Raw genomic sequence first — 18,646 nt, 5'->3', positions numbered from 1 at the left:
GGAACGGCTTTGTCGACTATTCGCTCGTTCGAGTGAGAGTCGCCGTCGCGGTGCGGCGTAATTTCCCCGAGGAAGTCTTCGGTAGCGCTCCCGGCCCGAGCACCGTCACGCTGCGGGGGCGCACACCGACCTCCGAGAAGACCTCGTGCACGATGTCGTGTTCGATGCGGCGGACCTCGGCGGCGTGCTGGTGGTCGTTGCTCTCCACCACCACGGCGAAACTCTCGCGATGCTGGCCCGCGTCCAGGCGCACCGCGACCGCGTTGCCGGGACGCACGCCGCGCACGCGCAGCGCCGCCCGTTCGATGTCGGTGGGGAAGATGTTGCGGCCGCCCATGATGATGACGTCCTTGATGCGGCCGCACACCACGATCAGGCCCTCCTCGGTGAAGTAGCCGATGTCTCCGGTGTCGAGCCAGCCCGCCTCGTCCTGCGCGGGCCGGAAGCCGTCCACGGTGACGTAGCCGGAGGTGACGGCCGCGCCGCGGACCTCGATCACCCCGACCGACCGGGTCGGCAGCGGCATGCGATCGGCGTCCACGACCCGGCCCTCCAGGCCGTCGACCAGGTAGCCCAGCGTCGGCAGCCGTCGCACCGAGCCGTGGTGGGTGCGCGGATCCTGCACCGGCACGGCCTTTCCCAGCGCCTTGAGCAGGTCGGCGTCCACCACGTCGAGCACCATGCCGTGGCCCGGGTCCGGAATCGACACGGCCAGCGTGGTTTCCGCCATGCCGTACACCGGCGTGATCGCGGTGGGGCTGAGCCCGAACGGCTTTCCCGCGTCGGCGAGGGTTTCCATGGTGTCCGGATCGACGGGTTCCGCGCCGTTCCACATGTAGCGGACGCTGCCGAGATCCACCGTGCCCGGCTCGGCCCGGTGCAGCCGCCGCGCCAGCAGGGCGTAGGCGAAATTCGGTGCGGCGGTGACGGTCCCGCGATACTTCGTGATCAACTCGGCCCACAGCAGCGGCCGGTGCAGGAAGTCCAGCGGTGTCACGCACACCACCTCGGCGCCGAATTGCATGGGCACACTGAGGAATCCGACCATGCCCATGTCGTGGAACAACGGCAGCCAGCTGACCATCACGTCGTGGTCGAGCTGGAACTTCACCCGGTCGAACATGGCGTAGGCGTTGGCACGGAAGTTGGCGTGCGTGATCCGCACCGCCTTCGGCGACCCGGTGGATCCGGAGGTCAACTGCTGCAAGGCGATATCGCTCTCCGCGGTCGGCAGCGGGTCGGTGTCGGGGCCGTCGTGCAACTCGTCGATGCGGACCACGGTGATGCCGCGCTCGGCCAGCAGCGGCGCGGCCGCCTCGAACGGTGCGCCCAGCACCACCGCGCGGGCCTCGATCATCCGCAGCACGGTCTCGGTGTCGTGCGCCCACCGCACCAGATCGGTGCGCGGCGTCGGCTGGTGCAGCATGGTGACCGACGCGCCGCGCATCCAGATCGCCTGGCAGGCGGGCGCGATGTCGACCGGCATCCCGGCCAGCACCCCGACCGCGTCACCGTGCCGCAGGCCGGCGCGCGCCAGCCCGCCCGCCATCCGCCGCGCGATCCGGTGCACCTCACCCCAGGTTCGGCGCAGCGGCGCGACCGGCTCGCCGGTGACCAGCCCGCGCGTGGACTCGCGCGCGGTCGCGTACATCTCGTCGGTGAACCGACTCACGATCGACTCCCTCACCAGGTCGGACAGGGAAGCGGGACCGAGCGAGAGCGTGGGCGGATCTCGCTCGGTCCCACACCACCGGATTACGGATGCCGCGGCGTTCCGGTTCAGTGTGCCCGGTCGCTCAGCGGCTCGCGGCCGAAACGGCGTCGACGAAGCGATCCAGCTCGGCGGTGGTCACGAAGCAGTGCGGGGAAGCGCGGAGCACGGCGTCGAGCCGCCGGGCCGACATGTCGAGCAGCGTGGACCCGCGGTGGCTGACGGTGACCGTGATGTCCTGTTCGCGCAGCCGGTCGCGGACCTCGACCGGCGGCAGCGCGTCGACGGTGAACGACACGATGCCGCTGTGCCGGGTGCCGAGGTCGCGCACGGTGACGCCGGGGATCTCGGGCAGCGTCTTGCGCAGGTACTCGGCGTTGGCCGCGATGGCGTCGTAGACGTTGTCGGGGCCGAGGTCGAGCAGGTAGCGCACGGCGGCACCGAGGCCGAGACGGGCGGCGACGTCGTGTTCCCAGAACTCGAACCGGGTGGCGTCGGGCGCCAGGCGGTACTCGTGCGGCCCGGTCCACTGCGCACTGTGCAGGTCGAGCCGGGCCGGTTCCATGGTGGCCGCCAATTCCGGTCGCACGTAGAGGAATCCGGTGCCGCGCGGCCCGCGCAGCCACTTGCGGCCGGTCGCCGACAGCGCGTCCACACCGAGCGCCGCCACGTCGAGCGGCAGCTGCCCGGCGGACTGGCAGGCGTCCAGCAGCACGGTCGCACCCACCTCGTGGGCGACCCGGGTGGCCTCGGCGACGGGATTGACCAGGCCGCCGTTGGTGGGCACGTGCAGCAGCGACACCAGCTTGACCCGCTCGTCCACCTGCCCGGCGAGAGCGTCGACATCGATCTGCCCGGTCGGGTCGGTGGGGATGACCTCCACCACCGCACCGGTGGCGCGGGCCCGCTGCAACGCCGCGATGGCGTTGCTGGCGTAGTCCGTGCCCGACACCAGGATCCGGTCGCCGGGCGCCAGCGGAATCGAGTAGAAGAAGTCGGTCCACGACCGGCTCGCGCTGTCGCTCAAGGCGATTCCCGCGGGATCGGCGTTGAGCAGTGTGCCGATCGCGGTCTTCACCGCGGCCAGGTCGTCCAGTCGCTCGGTGGCGGCGCGGTAGCCGCCCACCTCGGCCTCCCGGCGCAGGTGGCCGATCGCGGTGTCCAGCACCACCCGCGGCGGCAGCGAGGAGCCGGCGCTGTCGAGGAAGACCGGCGACGGGCGCGTCGGGTCGTCGTAGGCGGGGATGTCGGCGCGGAGGCGAGTCTGATCGAGCACCTCACCGACGATAGAAGACCGACTTCGGCTGCGCGGCATCTTTCCTGGTCGGAGGCGTTCGCCGGGCGAACGTCACCAATTCTTCAGACTTCTTGTCGGTCACCCCCGTTACTCTGGGTCGGGTCGGTGGAAGGCAGCGGTCCGGCCTTCCGTTGCCCGGCTAGTGGCGGCACGGCTGTGGCGGCTGACAGGGTTCAGCCGCGGCAGAGCGGAGGATTGGCATGGCTATCACGGCAGTACGGACCCCGATCGGCGCGAGCCCCGGCTTGTCCTCGCGAGCCGCGGCCGAGGCGTACATCGGCGGTGTCTGCTTCAAACAGGGTCCACCGGGGCTGATCGGCGCCGAACTGGAGTGGCTCACCGTGCCCGAGGAGCCTTCGCCGCCGCACTCGCGTCCGGAGCCGGCCGTGCTCGCGGATGCTCTGGGACCGCACGCACCGCGGTCCGTCGCCTCCGAATCGCCCGCTCTACCACTGCCCGGAGGCAGCCGGGTCACTCTCGAACCCGGTGGTCAGATCGAACTCTCCAGCGCCCCGTTTCCGGCGGCCGCCGAACTGTGTGAGCGCCTGCGCGCGGATGCGCGCCTGCTCGAGAAGCTGCTCCACAGTCGATCCATTCGCCTCGTCGCCGCGGCCGCCGACGCCGCCCGCCCACCCGCGCGGGTGCTGCAATTGCCGCGTTACCGCGCGATGGAACGCACTTTCGACGGCATCGGCCCGTTCGGCAAGCTCATGATGTGCAACACCGCGGCCACGCAGGTGAGCGTCGACGCGGGCGCGGACCCGGCCGAGGTGGCGGCCCGCTGGGCGGCCCTCTACGCCGTCGGACCGGCCCTGCTCGCCGCCTTCGCCTGCTCGCCGGAGCTGCGGGGCGCGCCGGCCGGGGCGTGGGCCTCGCAGCGGATGCGGGCCTGGCTGCGGTTGGATCACGCGCGCACCAGGCCCTCGGTGCGGCACTGGTCCGACCCGGTGACCGAGTACGCCCGCTGGGTGCTGGACGTCCCGCTGCTGTGCGTGCGGACCGAGGGCGCGGGCGACTGGGCCGCCCCGCCCGGCGCGACCTTCGCCGACTGGCTGTGCGGCGCCCTCGACGACGAGGTGGGCCGCCGCCCGGAGCTCGCCGATCTCGACTATCACCTGACCACGATGTTCCCGCCGGTGCGCGCCTCCGGTCACCTGGAGGTGCGCTATCTGGACGCGCAGCCGGGTGATTCGTGGAGCGTGCCGATCCACGCGTTCGAGGCGCTGCTGTCCGCTCCGGCCGTCGTCGCCGAGGCCACCCGGCTCGCCGATCCGGTGGCCGAGCAGTGGCTGGAGGCGGCCCGGTGCGGCCTGGCGGACACGCAGATCCGTGCGGCGGCGGTGGATCTGCTCGATCTCGCCGCCGCGCACGCGACGACGCCGGCGGCGGCCGACGCGCTGCACGAGGCCGCCCGCCGATGTCGCGACGGCCGCACGCCCACCGGCGGTCCCGGCACGGCGACGGAGCCACCGGCATGAGGCGGCTCGCCCGCACCGCACCCACTCCGCTCGACGAATCCGGAGCTCTCCCATGACAGTTCACCTCACCGGAACCGACCGCGCCGAGACCGAGCGGCTGCGCGAACGGATCGCCGACGTGCTCGAGCGGTCCCGTGCCAGGACCGCGGCGCTGACCGACTGCGTCGACGAGGCGGAGCTGGTGGCCCAGCATTCGCGGCTGATGAGCCCGCTGGTCTGGGACCTCGCGCACATCGGCAACCAGGAGGAACTGTGGCTGGTGCGCGATGTCGGCGGGCGTGAACCGGTCCGCGCCGACATCGACCACCTCTACGACGCGTTCCAGCACCCGCGCGCCGACCGGCCCGCGCTGCCGCTGCTGACACCCGGCGAGGCTCGCGGCTACGTCGGGTCGGTGCGGTTGAAGGTGTGGGATGTGTTGTCCGGCAGCACGTTACGCGGCGACCGACTGGTCGACGACGGTTTCGCGTTCGGGATGATCGCCCAGCACGAGCAGCAGCACGACGAGACCATGCTGGCCACGCACCAGCTGCGCACGGGCCCGGCGGTGCTGACCGCGCCGTCCGCGCCCGCGGCACGGGTGCCGGTGGCCGGGGAGGTCGTGATCCCCGGTGGCGATTTCACGATGGGCACCTCGACCGATCCGTGGGCGCTGGACAACGAGCGGCCCGCGCACCGGGTGCACGTCCCCGGCTTCGCGATCGACGCCGCGCCCGTGACCAACGCGCAGTACGAGCGGTTCGTCGCCGACGGCGGCTACGAGCGTCCCGAGCTGTGGTCCGAGCGCGGCTGGGCGCACCGGCGCGAAGCCGGGCTGGTCGCACCGCAGTTCTGGGAGCGTGACGGCGGAAACGGTTGGCACCGACGGGTTTTCGGCAATACGGAACCGCTGCGCCCGGCGCAGCCGGTGGTGCACGTATGCTGGTTCGAGGCCGAGGCCTACGCCAACTGGGCGGGCAAGCGGCTGCCCACCGAGGCCGAGTGGGAGAAGGCGGCCCGGTTCGACCCGGAGACGGGCCGCACGCGGCGCTACCCGTGGGGCGACGCCGATCCCACCGAGGCCACCGCGAATCTCGGTCAGCGCCACCTGGAACCGGCCGATGTCGGGGCCTATCCGGCGGGCGCGTCACCGGCCGGCGTGCATCAGCTGATCGGCGACGTCTGGGAGTGGACCGCTTCGGATTTCGCGCCGTACCCGGGTTTCGAGGCGTTCCCGTACCGGGAGTACTCCGAGGTCTTCTACGGCGGCGACTACAAGATGCTGCGCGGCGGTTCGTTCGGCACCGACCCGGTCGCCTGCCGCGGCACCTTCCGCAACTGGGACCACCCCATCCGCCGCCAGATCTTCTCCGGCTTCCGCCTCGCCCGCGACCTGCGCCCGGACGAACGCTGATGTGCCGACACCTCGGCTACCTCGGGCCACCCGTCCCCGTCGGCGACCTGCTCACCCGCGGCGAGCATTCGCTGCGCGTCCAGTCCTGGGCGCCGCGCGAGATGCGCGGCGGCGGCACGATCAACGCCGACGGCTTCGGCGTCGCGTGGTGGGTGCCGGTCGTCGCGGAGCAGGGGACGAACGGGCGAACCGAAGACTCCGCTGTGCTGCGCGTGGGCGGGCGCGTCGGTGGTTCCGGGCCGATCGCGTTGCGCGCCAGCCGGTATCGCAATGCCGCGCCGATCTGGACCGATCCGGCGGTGACGGAGGTGCTGCCGCAGCTGCGGTCCGCGGCCGTGCTGGCGGCGGTGCGCTCGGCGACGGTGGGGATGCCGGTGGAGCGTTCGGCGTGCGCCCCGTTCACCCACGGCCCGTGGGCCTTCAGCCACAACGGGGTGGTGCAGGACTGGCAGCGCGTGCTGACCGACGTCGCCGCGGAATTCGGCGTGCCCGCGCTCCTCGACGCCGAATCCCACACCGATTCCGCCCTACTGTGGGTGATCCTGCGCCACCTGCTGGAAACGCCGGACTTCGCCCCGGGCGGTTACGCCATCGCCGATACTCCCGAGTCCTGGACTCTCATCGCGCAGGAAGAGACCAACGGCTCGGCCCCCGCGCAACCCGCTCGGGCGCTGTGCCGGTTGACCTCCGCCGTACTGGCCCGGGCGCCGCGGGCCCGCGTGAACCTGTTGCTGAGCGATGGCGAAACGCTCTGGGCCACTACCGTTTACCACTCGCTGTCGGTGCTGGTCACCGAGGCGGCGGTGGTGGTGGCCTCCGAACCCTACGACGACGATCCGCGATGGGAGGCCGTCGCGGACCGGCAGCTGGTGACGGCCGGGCCCGGCCGGCTGTCCGTCGTCCCGCTCGACACCGCAGAATCCGAAAGGGCGCGTTCATGACCGCACCGACGCTGGAAATCCACCTCACCGACGACGACCTCACCGCCGCGCTGCGGTCGGATGCCCGGCGCGGGCTCACCGCCACTCCGAAGACGCTGCCGCCCAAGTGGTTCTACGACGCCCGGGGCAGCGAGCTGTTCGAGCGGATCACCGCGCTGCCGGAGTACTACCCGACGCGGACCGAGCGCGCTCTGCTGGAGCGCGTCGTCGGCGAGGTGGCCCGGATCGCGCAGGCCGAGGTGCTGGTCGAACTCGGCGCGGGTTCGGCGGCCAAGACCAGGCTGCTGCTCGCCGCGCTGAGCAGCGAGGGGCCATTGAAAACGTATGTCCCGCAGGATGTCTCGGTGTCGGCGTTGCAGGAGGCCGCCGAGCAGATCGTCACCGAGTTCCCCGGCCTGGCCGTGCACGGGGTGGTCAGCGATTTCACCGATACGCTGCACAACCTGCCGCGCGGCGGCCGCCGGATGATCGCCTTCCTGGGTGGCACGCTCGGAAATTTGGTCCCCGCCGAACGCGCCGAATTCCTCGCGAGCATCCACGACGTGCTGGAGCCGGGCGAACAGTTGCTGCTCGGCGCGGGCCTGGTGATCGATCCCGCTGTGCTGGTGCCCGCCTACGACGACGCCGCGGGCGTGACCGCCGAGTTCAACCGCAATGTGCTGCACGTGCTGAACTCCCGGCTGCGCGCCGACTTCGATCCGGACAGCTTCCGGCACGTGGCCGTGTGGGACGCGGCGAACGAGTGGATCGAGATGCGGCTGGAGGCCACCCGCGACATGACCGTCACCGTCGCCGATCTCGACCTGACGGTGCGCTTCGCCGCGGGCGAGCAGATGCGCACGGAGATCTCGGCCAAGTTCCGGACCGCGGGTCTGACGGCCGAACTGGCGGCGAGCGGCTTCGACACCGAGCAGGTGTGGACCGATCCGGACGACCGCTTCGCGCTGGTGCTGGCCGCCCGCCGCTGAACCGGCGAGGCGCTACCGGCGGCCCTTGCCGCCCGCCGGCGGCGCCTCGCTCTCGCCCCCGACGACCGCGCCCAGCCACTCGACGAGCGGCCGCATGGTCTCCCAGGATTCGCGAATCTCCTTGGCGGCCCGCGGTGTCGACAGCCAGTCGGGCGCGCCGAACTCCTTGCTCACCAGCAGCGACTTGTGGCGCAGCAGGTCGATGCGCGGATGGTCGGCCGGATAGCCCTTGGGCCGGGTCTTCAATCGGTCACCGCCCGTGGGATATCCGGCCTTCGCCAGCGCGGCGAGGATCCGCTCCAGCTCGGGCCCGCGCACCTCGTCGTCGATCGTGGCGCGCAGGCGCGCGAGCTGCGCGGGCGACCCGGCGTAGATGCCGCCGGCCACGAACAGTCCGGGCGCGCCGATCTGCACGTACCAGCCCGTCCCGGACGCGACGTGCACGATCGCGCCCTGATGATCCTTGTAGGGCGTCTTGTTCTTCGAGAACCGCACGTCCCGATAGGGCCGGAAGATCTTGGCGCCGCCGAAATCCGCCTCCAGCTCGGCCATCAGGGCCGTCATCGGCTGCTTCACGGACAGTTCGTAGACGTGCTTGTTGGCGGCCCAGAACGTCTTCGAATTGTCGGCTTCCAGGTCCTCGTAGAAGTCCAATCCCGCGATCGGGAAACCCGCGAACTCGCTCATGACATCCAACCTATCGCCCGCTCGCACGGGCATGTCGGCACGGTCCGCGGGTCCTTCCTGCTAGGCGGAACCGTTGAAAAGCCCGGTGACCGAGCCGTTCTCGAAGACCTCGCGAATGGTGCGGGCCAGCAGCGGGGCGATCGACAGCACCGTCAGCGTGGGGAACTTCTTGTCCTCGGTGATCGGCAGCGTGTTGGTGACGATCACCTCGCGCGCACCGCACGCCGACAGGCGCTCGGCGGCCGGGTTGGACAGCACGCCGTGGGTGGCGGCGATGACCACGTCGCCGGCGCCGGCCTCGCGCAGCACGCGCACGGCCTCGGCGATGGTGCCGCCGGTGTCGATCATGTCGTCGATCAGGATGCAGGTGCGGCCGTCCACGTCACCGACCGGGCGGTGCGACTTGACCTGGTTGGGCACCAGCGGGTCGCGGGTCTTGTGGATGAACGCCACCGGGGCGCCGTCCAGCGAGTCGGCCCACTTCTCGGCGACCTTCACGCGGCCCGCGTCGGGGGAGACGACGGTGACGTTGTCGGTGCGGTAATGCGTGCGCACGTACTCCGACAGCTGCACCAGCGCGTGCATGTGGTCGACCGGGCCGTCGAAGAAGCCCTGGATCTGGTCGGTGTGCAGGTCGACGGTGATGATGCGGTCCGCGCCGGCGGTCTTGAGCAGGTCGGCGACCAGGCGGGCCGAGATCGGCTCGCGGCCGCGGTGCTTCTTGTCCTGCCGGGCGTAGGGATAGAACGGCAGCACCGAGGTGATCCGCTTGGCCGAACCGCGCTTGAGCGCGTCCAGCATGATGAGATGCTCCATCAGCCACTCGTTGAGCGGGGCCGGGAAGCCCTGCATCACGAAGGCGTCCGAGCCACGCACCGATTCCTCGAACCGGACGAAGATCTCGCCATTGGCGAAGTCGCGGGCAGTTTGCGGGGTGATCGGAACGTCGAGTTCCTTGGCTACCTGCTCGGACAGCTCGGGGTGAGCGCGCCCCGAGAACAGCATCAGGTTCTTCTGATTATCGGTCGAGAACGCGGTCACTCTCTGTTGCCATCCTTTTGCTCGGTTGCTTGACTCGCCCTGTCACCGGCCGCGATTGCGTCGGCCGCCGCCTGCGCCGCAGCGGTCCCGGGACGTTTCCGCTGCACCCAGCCCTCGATATTGCGCTGTGCTCCGCCCGAGACGGCCAGGGCCCCCGGCGGAACGTTTCTCCGCAGCACAGTACCCGCTGCCGAATACGCGCCGTCGCCCACGGTCACCGGGGCTATGAACATCGTGTCACTCCCGGTGCGCACATGGGAACCCACGACCGTGTGGTGCTTGTGCACCCCGTCGTAGTTCACGAAAACACTGGACGCGCCGATGTTGCTGTGCTCGCCGATCGTCGCGTCGCCGACGTAGGTCAGGTGCGGCACCTTCGAATGCGCGCCGATGCTGGCGTTCTTGGTCTCGACGAAGGCTCCGAGCTTGCCGGAGACGCCGACCACGGTCCCCGGGCGTAGGTACGCGAACGGCCCGATGGTCGCCGACGGGCCGATGGTCGCGCCCGAACCGTGCGTGCGCACCACCGTGGCGCCGTCGCCGACGACCACGTCGGTGAGGGTGGAGTCGGGGCCGATCTCGGCGTCCTCGCCGATCACGGTGTTGCCCAGCAACTGCACGCCCGGCCGCAGCACCGCGTCGCGGCCGATCCGGACACCGGCGTCCACCCACGTGGTGGCCGGATCGATGACGGTGACCCCGGCCCGCATGTGGCGCTCGAGCAGGTAGCGGTTGAAGATGCGGGCGGCCGCGGCCATCTGCACGCGGTCGTTCACGCCGGTGACCTTGTTGGCGTCCACCAGTCGCGCGCCGTGCACGGGGTGCCCGCCCTCGCGCGCGAGCTTCAGCACGTCGGTCAGGTACAGCTCGTGCTGGGCGTTGGCGGTGGTGAGCCGCCCGATCATGGCGCGCAGCACCGCCGCGTCGAAGACGTAGACACCCGAATTGACCTCGGTGAGCGCGGCCTGCTCGGGCGTGGCGTCGGCGTGCTCGACGATCTCGAGCACGTGGCCCTCGGCGTCGCGGACGATGCGGCCGTAGCCGTTCGGGTCCTCGGGCGCGAAGGTCAGCACCGTCACCGCGGACCGCTGCGGATAGCTGCGGTGCTCGGCCAGCAGCGCCGCGAGCGTGTCGCCGTCGAGCAGCGGCACGTCGGCGGAGGTGACCAGCAGATCGCCGGCGAAGTCGGGCGGCAGCGCGGAGAGCGCGCACTGCACCGCGTGGCCGGTGCCCAGCTGCTGTTCCTGCACCGCCGGGATGATCTCGCGACCCAGTTCCGCCGCAACGGAATTCATCGCGGCGCCGACCTGGTCGCGGTCGTGTCCGATCACGGTGATGAGGTAGGAGGGGTCGATCTCGTTGGCCGCGTGCAGCGCGTGCGCGAGCATGCTGCGGCCGGCCAGTGAATGGAGAACCTTCGGAGTCTTCGACCGCATTCGGGTTCCGGCACCGGCTGCGAGAACGACGACGGCGGTCTGCTGTGGCATGGATCTCCCTCGGCTGCCTGTCATCGTGTGGGCTGCTGTCCCTTGGTCACTTCCGTCCTCGGTCACCGCGGGCACCGCCGATCGACCTTAGGGCATCGTGCCGGCCGACTGCGGTCACCGCGCCCCCGAGCTCCGCCGCCAGGACTCGAACCTGGACTAACTGAACCAAAATCAGTGGTGCTGCCATTACACTACGGCGGATTGTCGCGTCGGCGGATCGAACGCATCCGCCGCCACGTCACGGCACGCGGGAATGATCCTCGCATGCCGAGCCCCAAAGAGCCACCTAGCCCGCCGGGAGCGGACGCGTCGCGGGTCCGGCGGCGACCGTCGGGCGGCGCGCGGAAGCGGTGGGACGCCGGTAGCGCCGCGGAGCCGGGATCGTAGCCCGTGGGAATGAGATCGGCTGCCGCGTTGGGAGATTCCCCAAGATCTTCCGGGGCTGCCGCGCGCGGGGGCAAGGGTGTCTGAGAGAGTTGTCGGTGCAAGTCGCGACGGGATTCGTAGGGAGGCGGCGGGATCGATGTCTTCGAATGAGGCGAGCCGGACGCCGCGGCCCCGCATGACCGGAACCCAGCGGCGGCAGCAGCTGATCGAGATCGGCCGGGCGCTGTTCGCCGAACGCGGCTACGACGCCACCTCCATCGAGGAGATCGCCCAGCGCGCCCAAGTGTCCAAACCCGTTGTGTACGAGCACTTCGGGGGCAAGGAGGGGCTGTACGCGGTGGTCGTCGACCGGGAGATGTCGACGCTGCTCGACATGATCACCTCCTCGCTGACGCAGAACCGCTCGCGGGTGCGGCTCGAACAGGTGGCACTGGCGTTGCTGACCTACATGGAGGAGCGCACCGACGGGTTCCGGATCCTGATGCGCGACCAGCCGGTGTCGGCGGCGGAGGGCACCTACTCCAGTCTGCTGAACGAGGCGGTCAATCAGGTGGCGCATATTCTCGGCGGCGATTTCGAGCGGCGCGGGTTCGACACCAGTCTGGCCACGCTCTACGCGCAAGCGCTGGTCGGGATGGTCGCCGCCACCGCCGCGACCTGGTGGCTGGACGAGCGGCAGCCCTCGAAGGAAGTGGTTGCCGCGCACCTGGTGAACCTGTGCTGGAACGGGCTCACGCACCTGGAGGCCGACCCGCAGTTGGCTTCGGAATGGCCCAGCGGGGCGGCGCCCTAGCCCCGCGACGCGCCGTGCGAACGCCCGCGGCGCGCAGAACTGGACGGTTAACCCAAAATTAGCGAAGGAGGCTGGTCCGAATGCTCGATTCCGCAGACTCGGGCCTGTCGGGTGGTACGGTTCACCCATCCTTCGAGTGCTGTTCGAGCTGTGATGTCGGTCAACTTCGGGATGTCGGTCTACTTCAGGATGGCTGGTTTGATGACAGGCGGATCTGATGGCTAGGCAAGCGCGTGCGGAGATCACTCGCGATTCCGTCCTTGCGGGCGCGGCCGATGTCTTCCTGCGGCTGGGCTACGCGAACGCGAGCCTGAGCGAGATCATCGCACAGTCCAATGTGACCAAGGGCGCCTTGTACTTTCACTTCGGCTCCAAGGAGGAGCTGGCGCGCGCCGTGGTCGATCAGGGCAACGAGCGACTGGTGAGCGCCTGCCAGGGATTCTTCGATCCCCGGGTGCCGGCGCTCGAGGCCTGCATCGGCATCACCTACGTGGTCGCCGACCTCACCATGAACGATCCGATGGTGGGCGCCATGCTGAAACTGACCCACCAGATCGGCGACTACCGCGGCGCCACGGGCGAGAACATCGCCAAGACCTGGGGCGAGACGCACCGGTTGCTGGCCGAACGCGCCATCGCCCAGGGCGACCTGCTGCCGGACCTGGACCCGGAGACCATCGGCCTGCTCCTGCAGGAGATGTCCTCGGGCGTGCACATCACCGCCGTCGGCACCGACTCCATCGACCAGATGGCCGCCCGCATGGAACGCGTCTGGTACTTCCTGCTCCCCTCGATAGTCCCGGAGGAGAAGGTGGCGTACTTCCGCGAGTTCGCTGCTCGCCGATTACGCCGCTACGTACCGTAATTTCTGTTGTGACTAGACTCGGTTGGCCGCCCTAATTCGCTTCTCTGCGCCAGGAGTCTGTCTCATGCCCACCCCTCGTCCACCTCTTGCGGGACTGGCCGCGGTGGCCGGTGCCGATGCCGCATTGGCGCAGGTCCGCGGATTGATCGGGCGGTCGCCGGTGCAGTTGGTGGCGCCGTCTGCGGTGCGGCCGTTCGTGGCCGAGACCGTGGCGCGGGAGCGGCCGCTGGTGGTGGTGACCGCGACGGGGCGCGAGGCCGACGACCTGACCGTGGAGCTCGCCGAGATCCTGGGCGAGCAGGTGGCGCTGTTCCCCTCGTGGGAGACGCTGCCGCACGAGCGGCTCTCGCCGAGCGCCGACACGGTGGGCCGGCGGTTGCAGGTGCTGCGGCGGCTCGCCCACCCGGAGGATCCGGTCTATCCGGAGCCGCTGCGCGTGGTCGTCACGACGGTCCGCTCGCTGGTGCAGCCGATGGCCGCGGGCCTCGGCGACATCGAGCCGATCGCGCTGCGCGTCGGCAGCGAGCACGATTTCGACGAATTGATCGCGCGTCTGGTCGAATTCGCCTACGAGCGGGTCGACATGGTGGGCAAGCGCGGCGAGTTCGCCGTGCGCGGCGGCATCCTCGACCTCTTCCCGCCGACCGCCGATCACCCGGTGCGCGTGGAGTTCTGGGGCGACGAGGTCACCGAGCTGCGCCCGTTCTCGGTCGCCGACCAGCGCTCGCTGTCCGAGGTGGACGTGGACGTCGTGGTCGCGCAGCCCTGCCGCGAACTGCTGCTGACCGAGGACCTGCGGGTCCGGGCCGCCGAGGTGGCCGCCGAGAACCCGGCCGACGCCGCCCTGGTCGAGATGCTGACGAAGCTGGCCGAGGGCATCCCGGTCGAGGGCATGGAGGCGCTGCTGCCGGTGCTGCGGCCCGGCGACCTGCAACTGCTCACCGAGGTGCTGCCCGCGCACACCCATGTGCTGCTCTGCGACCCGGAGAAGATCCGCACCCGCGCCGCCGACCTCGTCCGCACCGGGCAGGAGTTCCTGGAGGCGTCGTGGACCGCCGCCTCCTTCGGCGGCGCCGCGCCGTTGGGCGCGCACGGACTCGACCTGGCGGCCTCGGCCTACCGCGGACTGGACGTGGTGCACGCCAGCGCCGACGAACACGGCCTGCCCTGGTGGACGCTGAGCCCGCTGGCCTCCGACGACCCGGCCGAGGTGGCGCTGCCCGTGCTGGCCGCGCCGGCGGCCCGCGGCTCGGAGGAGCTGGTGGCGACGGTCTTCGCGACGCTGCGCGCGCACGTGTCGACCGGCGGCCGCGCGGTCGTGGTGGTCGCCGGACACGGTACGGCGCAACGCATCCGGGAGCGGCTCGCCGACGCGGAGGTCCCGGCGGCGGCACTGGACCCGGGCGCCGAGCCGGTGCCGGGCGTGGTCGGCGTGCTGTGCGGCTCGCTGCACGACGGCATCGTGTTCGACGACGCGAAGCTGGTCGTCATCGCCGAATCCGACCTGACCGGCAACCGGGTCACCGCCCCCGGCGAGGGCAAGAAGCTGCCCGCCCGGCGCCGCAACCAGGTCGACCCGCTGGCGCTGTCCGCCGGCGACCTGGTGGTGCACGACCAGCACGGCATCGGCCGGTTCGTCGAGATGATCGAGCGCACCGTGGGCGGGGCCCGGCGCGAGTACCTGGTGATCGAGTACGCGCCCGGCAAGCGCGGCCAGCCCGGCGACCGGCTGTACGTGCCGATGGATTCGCTGGACCAGCTGTCGCGCTACGTCGGCGGCGAGATGCCCGGCCTGTCCAAGCTCGGCGGTTCGGACTGGGCGAATACGAAACGCAAGGCGCGCAAGGCGGTTCGCGAGATCGCCACCGAGCTGGTGCAGCTGTACGCGGCCCGGCAGGCGGCCCCCGGCCACGCCTTCGGCCCCGACACGCCGTGGCAGCAGGAGATGGAGGACGCCTTCGCGTTCACCGAGACCGTCGACCAGCTGACCGCCATCGCCGAGGTCAAGTCCGATATGGAGAAGGCCGTCCCGATGGACCGCGTGATCTGCGGCGACGTCGGCTACGGCAAGACCGAGATCGCGGTGCGCGCGGCGTTCAAGGCGGTGCAGGACGGCAAGCAGGTCGCGGTCCTGGTGCCGACCACGCTGCTCGCGCAACAGCATCTGCAGACTTTCACGGAGCGGGTCGCGGGCTTCCCGGTGACGGTGAAGGGGCTGTCCCGCTTCACCGACCCCGCCGAGTCGCGAGCAGTGCTGGACGGCATGGCCTCCGGCGACGTCGACATCGTCGTCGGCACGCACCGCCTGTTGCAGACCGGCATCCGGTGGAAGGAACTGGGCCTGGTCATCATCGACGAGGAGCAGCGCTTCGGCGTCGAGCACAAGGAGCACATCAAGGCCCTGCGCACCCACGTCGACGTGCTGACCATGTCGGCCACCCCGATCCCGCGCACCCTGGAGATGAGCCTGGCCGGCATCCGCGAGATGTCGACCATCCTCACCCCGCCCGAGGAGCGCCACCCGGTGCTCACCTACGTCGGCGCCTACAACGACAAGCAGGTCGCCGCCGCCATCCGCCGCGAGCTGCTGCGCGACGGCCAGGTGTTCTACGTGCACAACCGGGTCTCCTCGATCGACAAGGCGGCCAAGCGGATTCGCGATCTCGTGCCGGAGGCGCGGGTGGTGGTCGCGCACGGCCAGATGAACGAGGACACGCTGGAGAAGACCGTGCAGGGCTTCTGGGAGCGCGAATACGACGTGCTGGTGTGCACCACGATCATCGAGACCGGCCTGGACATCTCCAACGCCAACACCCTGATCGTGGAACGCGCCGACGCCCTGGGTCTTTCGCAGCTGCATCAGTTGCGCGGCCGGGTCGGGCGCAGTCGCGAGCGCGGGTACGCCTATTTCCTGTACCCGCCGGAGAAGCCGCTCACCGAGACGGCATACGACCGGCTGGCCACCATCTCGCAGAACTCGGATCTGGGCGCGGGCATGGCCGTGGCGATGAAGGATCTGGAGATCCGCGGCGCGGGCAACGTGCTCGGCGCCGAGCAGTCCGGACATGTCGCGGGCGTCGGCTTCGACCTGTACGTGCGGCTGGTCGGCGAGGCGGTGGAGGCCTACCGCGCCGCCGCCGACGGCCGGCCGATCACCACCGACGAGGAGGTCAAGGAGGTGCGCATCGACCTGCCGGTGGACGCGCACATCCCGCCCGACTACATCGCCAGCGACCGGCTGCGCCTGGAGGCGTACCGCAAACTCGCCGCCGCGCAGGACGATTCGGCGCTGGCGGGCGTGGTCGAGGAACTCGTCGACCGGTACGGCCCGCTGCCGGTGGAGGTCGGGCGGCTGGTGTCGGTGGCCAAGCTGCGGCTGCTGTGCCGCGAGTACGGGCTCACCGAGGTGGGTGTCAGCGGCACCACGCTCAAGCTGTCGCCGTTGCAGCTGCCGGACTCGAAACAGTTGCGGCTCAAGCGGTTGTACCCGAACGCCACCTACCGGCCCACCACCTCGATCGTGCAGCTGCCGCTGCCGCGGGTGGAGGACAGCGTCGGCGCGGCCCGGCTGCGAGATGTGCGACTGCTGCAGTTCATCGCCGATCTGCTGCTCGCCCTGGACGGAAAGCCGCAGGGCACAGTGGATCTGCGCGTCGCGACCGAGGTGTCGGCGGCGCGATGAGTGCGGCCGACCCGACCGCGGCGGACTCCGCGCGGATGGCGCACAGCCTCGCCGCGGCCGTCGACGTGATGGACCGGCTATGGAGTTTCGGCGGCTGGGAGATCACCCAGACCCACGATTCGCTGCGGCCGTACCTGCTGGAGGAGACCTACGAACTGCTCGACGCCATCCAGCACGGCGACGTCGACACCATCAAGGAGGAACTGGGCGACCTGCTGCTGCAGGTGCTGTTCCACTCCCGGATCGCCGAGGCCGCAGGCGAATTCACCGTCGACGACGTCGCCGCCGCCCTGGTGGACAAGCTGGTGCACCGCAGCCCGCACCTGCTCGACGGCGCGGCCGCGTTCGGCGGCAGCGTCGAGGAGAAGATCGCCGCTCAGGAAAGGGCCTGGGAGGAAAGGAAATCCACGGAGAAGGCCCGGCGCTCCTGCCTCGACGGCATCGCCATGGCCCAGCCCGCCCTAGCCCTCGCCGAGAAGGTCCGCTCCCGCGGCCTGAAGGCCGGGCTGCCCGAGGACCTGATCCCCGAGTCGCTGCGCGTGGTGCACCTGGGCGGCCCGGACAGCGCCGAAGAACGCTTGCGCAAGGCGACCCTGGCGTTCGCCGCGCGGATTCGCGCGGCCGAGGATGCCGCCGAGGCGGCGCGTGGGAAGCGCGCCCCGCTGGGGGAATCGGAGTGGCGGGCATTCTGGCCCCGAGCCGGTGACGGACTGCCGTCGTGAGCGAGCGGGGCGCGAGTGCGAGCGACACCGATGGTCGCTACGCCACAGGCTCAGTCCTCGGCGAGGTAGCGCTCCACGCTCTCGACCTTCGAGGTGAGACCGTCGGTGACCCCCGGCCGGATATCGGCCTTGATCACCAGGCTGCACCGCGGGGCGTTGGCCATGACGGCGTCGGTGGCCTGCTTGATGACGGCCATGACCTCGTCCCATTCGCCCTCGATCGAGGTGAACATGGCCGTGGTCTCGTGGGGGAGGCCGCTGGCGCGCACGACGCGGACGGCTTCGGCGACCGCCCGGCCGACGTCCTCTCCGGTGCCGAGGGGCGCGACCGAGAATGCTGCAATCATGGGATCAATTGTGGTGCTGCGCCATGTCGTGCAGGGTAGCGACACGCGATTCCAGGTACTCCAGCTCGGACTCGTCGAGCACGGTGCGCTGGATGCCGGCGGCGACCAGGAACGCGCCCTGGCGGTGGTCGTCGATCACGTCGACCTCGATGGCGACGGCCACGTAGTCCTCGGCGTCGGGCATCGGGTCGGCGACCACGCGGGCGGTGCCGCGCGCGCACAGCGCCACATTGTCGCCGCTGAGCAGCAGCAGCGCCACGTCCGGGCGCTTGCGCAGCCGGGCCAGCGAGCCGCGGTTGGACCTGAGACTCAACAGGATTCGGTGGTCGCCGGCGCGGACCGGCCAGGACACCGGGATGGCGTGCGGCGACGGGTCGGTGGTCACCAGCACCCCGATGGTGTCCCGCGGCCATTCCGGAAGTACGTCCAGTTCGGGATGCTCGGTCATATCCGCCTGCGGCTCGGTCGAGGTCTCTTGACGTTCCCGGGCTTCGGCTACCATATTTCGTCACCTCACGGTCGGCTCGCGCTGCGGGCTGAATCGCGCGTACCCAGTAGTGTAAGCCGTTGCGCCGCTTGCTCGCCGGGTCGGAGGTGGACAGGCGCCCGGGACGGCGCACGCGGCTCCGCCGGAGCGCCGATCGAACGGTGAGCCTACCCTAACCTGTACACTGTGAAGAGGTCTGGTACCCGTCGGGTACCGACGGTTCGGCATCTTTCCGTTACGGATGTGAAAACAGCTCGGGACCTGCGACGTGCGCGATTGACGAACGGGTACCGGCGGTTGCATCATTCGTAACAGCTCCCCGTCTTTCCGGGGTCACGCAAGTAACCGGTCGATGATCGC

The 18,646-nt window shown here is 70.4% G+C and carries 15 protein-coding genes and 1 tRNA gene; 8 read left to right on the top strand and 8 right to left on the bottom strand.

The window, feature by feature from the left end; genetic code table 11:
* Positions 1–16: 16 nt before the first annotated feature.
* Together IU476_RS07170 and IU476_RS07165 are read right to left on the bottom strand one after the other, a co-directional pair.
* Positions 17–1,672 carry a fatty acyl-AMP ligase gene (locus IU476_RS07170; RefSeq protein WP_195097999.1) on the bottom strand — a complete coding sequence of 552 codons (1,656 nt, stop codon included), beginning with the start codon at positions 1,670–1,672 and terminating at the stop codon, positions 17–19.
* 124 nt (positions 1,673–1,796) lie between these two features.
* Complete coding sequence (locus tag IU476_RS07165) at positions 1,797–2,987, bottom strand: aminotransferase class V-fold PLP-dependent enzyme (RefSeq protein WP_324193916.1); 1,191 nt, start codon at positions 2,985–2,987, stop codon at positions 1,797–1,799.
* 221 nt (positions 2,988–3,208) lie between these two features.
* Between IU476_RS07165 and egtA the strand changes: the two genes are divergently transcribed.
* Genes egtA through egtD form a run of 4 tightly spaced genes read left to right on the top strand, consistent with a single transcriptional unit; the run spans position 3,209 to position 7,788 of the window.
* On the top strand, positions 3,209–4,486 hold the full coding sequence (gene egtA, locus IU476_RS07160; protein WP_195097994.1) for an ergothioneine biosynthesis glutamate--cysteine ligase EgtA: 1,278 nt from the start codon (positions 3,209–3,211) through the stop codon (positions 4,484–4,486).
* Positions 4,487–4,538: 52 nt separating this feature from the next.
* The gene (egtB, locus tag IU476_RS07155) at positions 4,539–5,879 is read left to right on the top strand and encodes an ergothioneine biosynthesis protein EgtB (protein WP_195097992.1); all 1,341 of its coding nucleotides are present in this window, start codon (positions 4,539–4,541) and stop codon (positions 5,877–5,879) included.
* Positions 5,879–6,820: a class II glutamine amidotransferase domain-containing protein gene (locus tag IU476_RS07150; RefSeq protein ID WP_195097990.1), complete on the top strand. Its 942-nt coding sequence runs from the start codon at positions 5,879–5,881 to the stop codon at positions 6,818–6,820. Before egtB ends, IU476_RS07150 begins: the two co-directional genes overlap by 1 nt.
* Positions 6,817–7,788 (top strand): L-histidine N(alpha)-methyltransferase, encoded by a 972-nt coding sequence (gene egtD, locus IU476_RS07145; protein WP_195097988.1) that lies wholly within the window; start codon positions 6,817–6,819, stop codon positions 7,786–7,788. Before IU476_RS07150 ends, egtD begins: the two co-directional genes overlap by 4 nt.
* Before the next feature lie 12 nt (positions 7,789–7,800).
* On the opposite strand, the gene IU476_RS07140 is transcribed toward egtD, so the two are convergent.
* From IU476_RS07140 to IU476_RS07125, 4 genes are all read right to left on the bottom strand, one after another.
* Complete coding sequence (locus tag IU476_RS07140; protein ID WP_195097986.1) at positions 7,801–8,475, bottom strand: DUF2461 domain-containing protein; 675 nt, start codon at positions 8,473–8,475, stop codon at positions 7,801–7,803.
* 60 nt (positions 8,476–8,535) lie between these two features.
* The gene (locus IU476_RS07135; protein ID WP_195097984.1) at positions 8,536–9,516 is read right to left on the bottom strand and encodes a ribose-phosphate diphosphokinase; all 981 of its coding nucleotides are present in this window, start codon (positions 9,514–9,516) and stop codon (positions 8,536–8,538) included.
* Positions 9,513–11,003 (bottom strand): bifunctional UDP-N-acetylglucosamine diphosphorylase/glucosamine-1-phosphate N-acetyltransferase GlmU, encoded by a 1,491-nt coding sequence (glmU, locus tag IU476_RS07130; protein WP_195097983.1) that lies wholly within the window; start codon positions 11,001–11,003, stop codon positions 9,513–9,515. Before glmU ends, IU476_RS07135 begins: the two co-directional genes overlap by 4 nt.
* A gap of 130 nt (positions 11,004–11,133) precedes the next feature.
* Positions 11,134–11,204: transfer RNA gene (locus tag IU476_RS07125), tRNA-Gln, on the bottom strand.
* Between the two features lie 361 nt (positions 11,205–11,565).
* Here IU476_RS07125 and IU476_RS07120 point away from each other — a divergent pair.
* The 4 genes from IU476_RS07120 to IU476_RS07105 all read left to right on the top strand — a co-directional run bounded on the left by IU476_RS07120 (position 11,566) and on the right by IU476_RS07105 (position 17,452).
* Positions 11,566–12,183, top strand: a complete 618-nt coding sequence (locus IU476_RS07120; RefSeq protein ID WP_195098685.1) for a TetR/AcrR family transcriptional regulator — start codon at positions 11,566–11,568, stop codon at positions 12,181–12,183.
* Between the two features lie 217 nt (positions 12,184–12,400).
* Entirely contained in the window at positions 12,401–13,048 is a 648-nt protein-coding gene (locus IU476_RS07115) for a TetR family transcriptional regulator (protein WP_195097982.1), read from the top strand.
* A gap of 64 nt (positions 13,049–13,112) precedes the next feature.
* Positions 13,113–16,730 carry a transcription-repair coupling factor gene (gene mfd / locus IU476_RS07110; RefSeq protein WP_195097981.1) on the top strand — a complete coding sequence of 1,206 codons (3,618 nt, stop codon included), beginning with the start codon at positions 13,113–13,115 and terminating at the stop codon, positions 16,728–16,730.
* Positions 16,727–17,452 (top strand): nucleoside triphosphate pyrophosphohydrolase, encoded by a 726-nt coding sequence (locus IU476_RS07105; RefSeq protein WP_195097980.1) that lies wholly within the window; start codon positions 16,727–16,729, stop codon positions 17,450–17,452. The genes mfd and IU476_RS07105 overlap by 4 nt, the downstream gene beginning before the upstream one ends.
* A 50-nt stretch (positions 17,453–17,502) precedes the next feature.
* Here the strand turns inward: IU476_RS07105 and IU476_RS07100 are convergent, their stop codons facing one another.
* Together IU476_RS07100 and IU476_RS07095 are read right to left on the bottom strand one after the other, a co-directional pair.
* Positions 17,503–17,799: an MTH1187 family thiamine-binding protein gene (locus tag IU476_RS07100; protein WP_195097979.1), complete on the bottom strand. Its 297-nt coding sequence runs from the start codon at positions 17,797–17,799 to the stop codon at positions 17,503–17,505.
* 4 nt (positions 17,800–17,803) lie between these two features.
* On the bottom strand, positions 17,804–18,301 hold the full coding sequence (locus tag IU476_RS07095; RefSeq protein ID WP_228823313.1) for a hypothetical protein: 498 nt from the start codon (positions 18,299–18,301) through the stop codon (positions 17,804–17,806).
* Positions 18,302–18,646: the final 345 nt, after the last annotated feature.

It is taken from the genome of Nocardia blacklockiae, assembly GCF_015477355.1.
GTDB classification, from domain to species: Bacteria; Actinomycetota; Actinomycetes; order Mycobacteriales; family Mycobacteriaceae; genus Nocardia; species Nocardia blacklockiae.
Note: the sequence above shows the minus strand (reverse complement) of the source record. Positions and strands in the feature narration are given on the sequence as shown.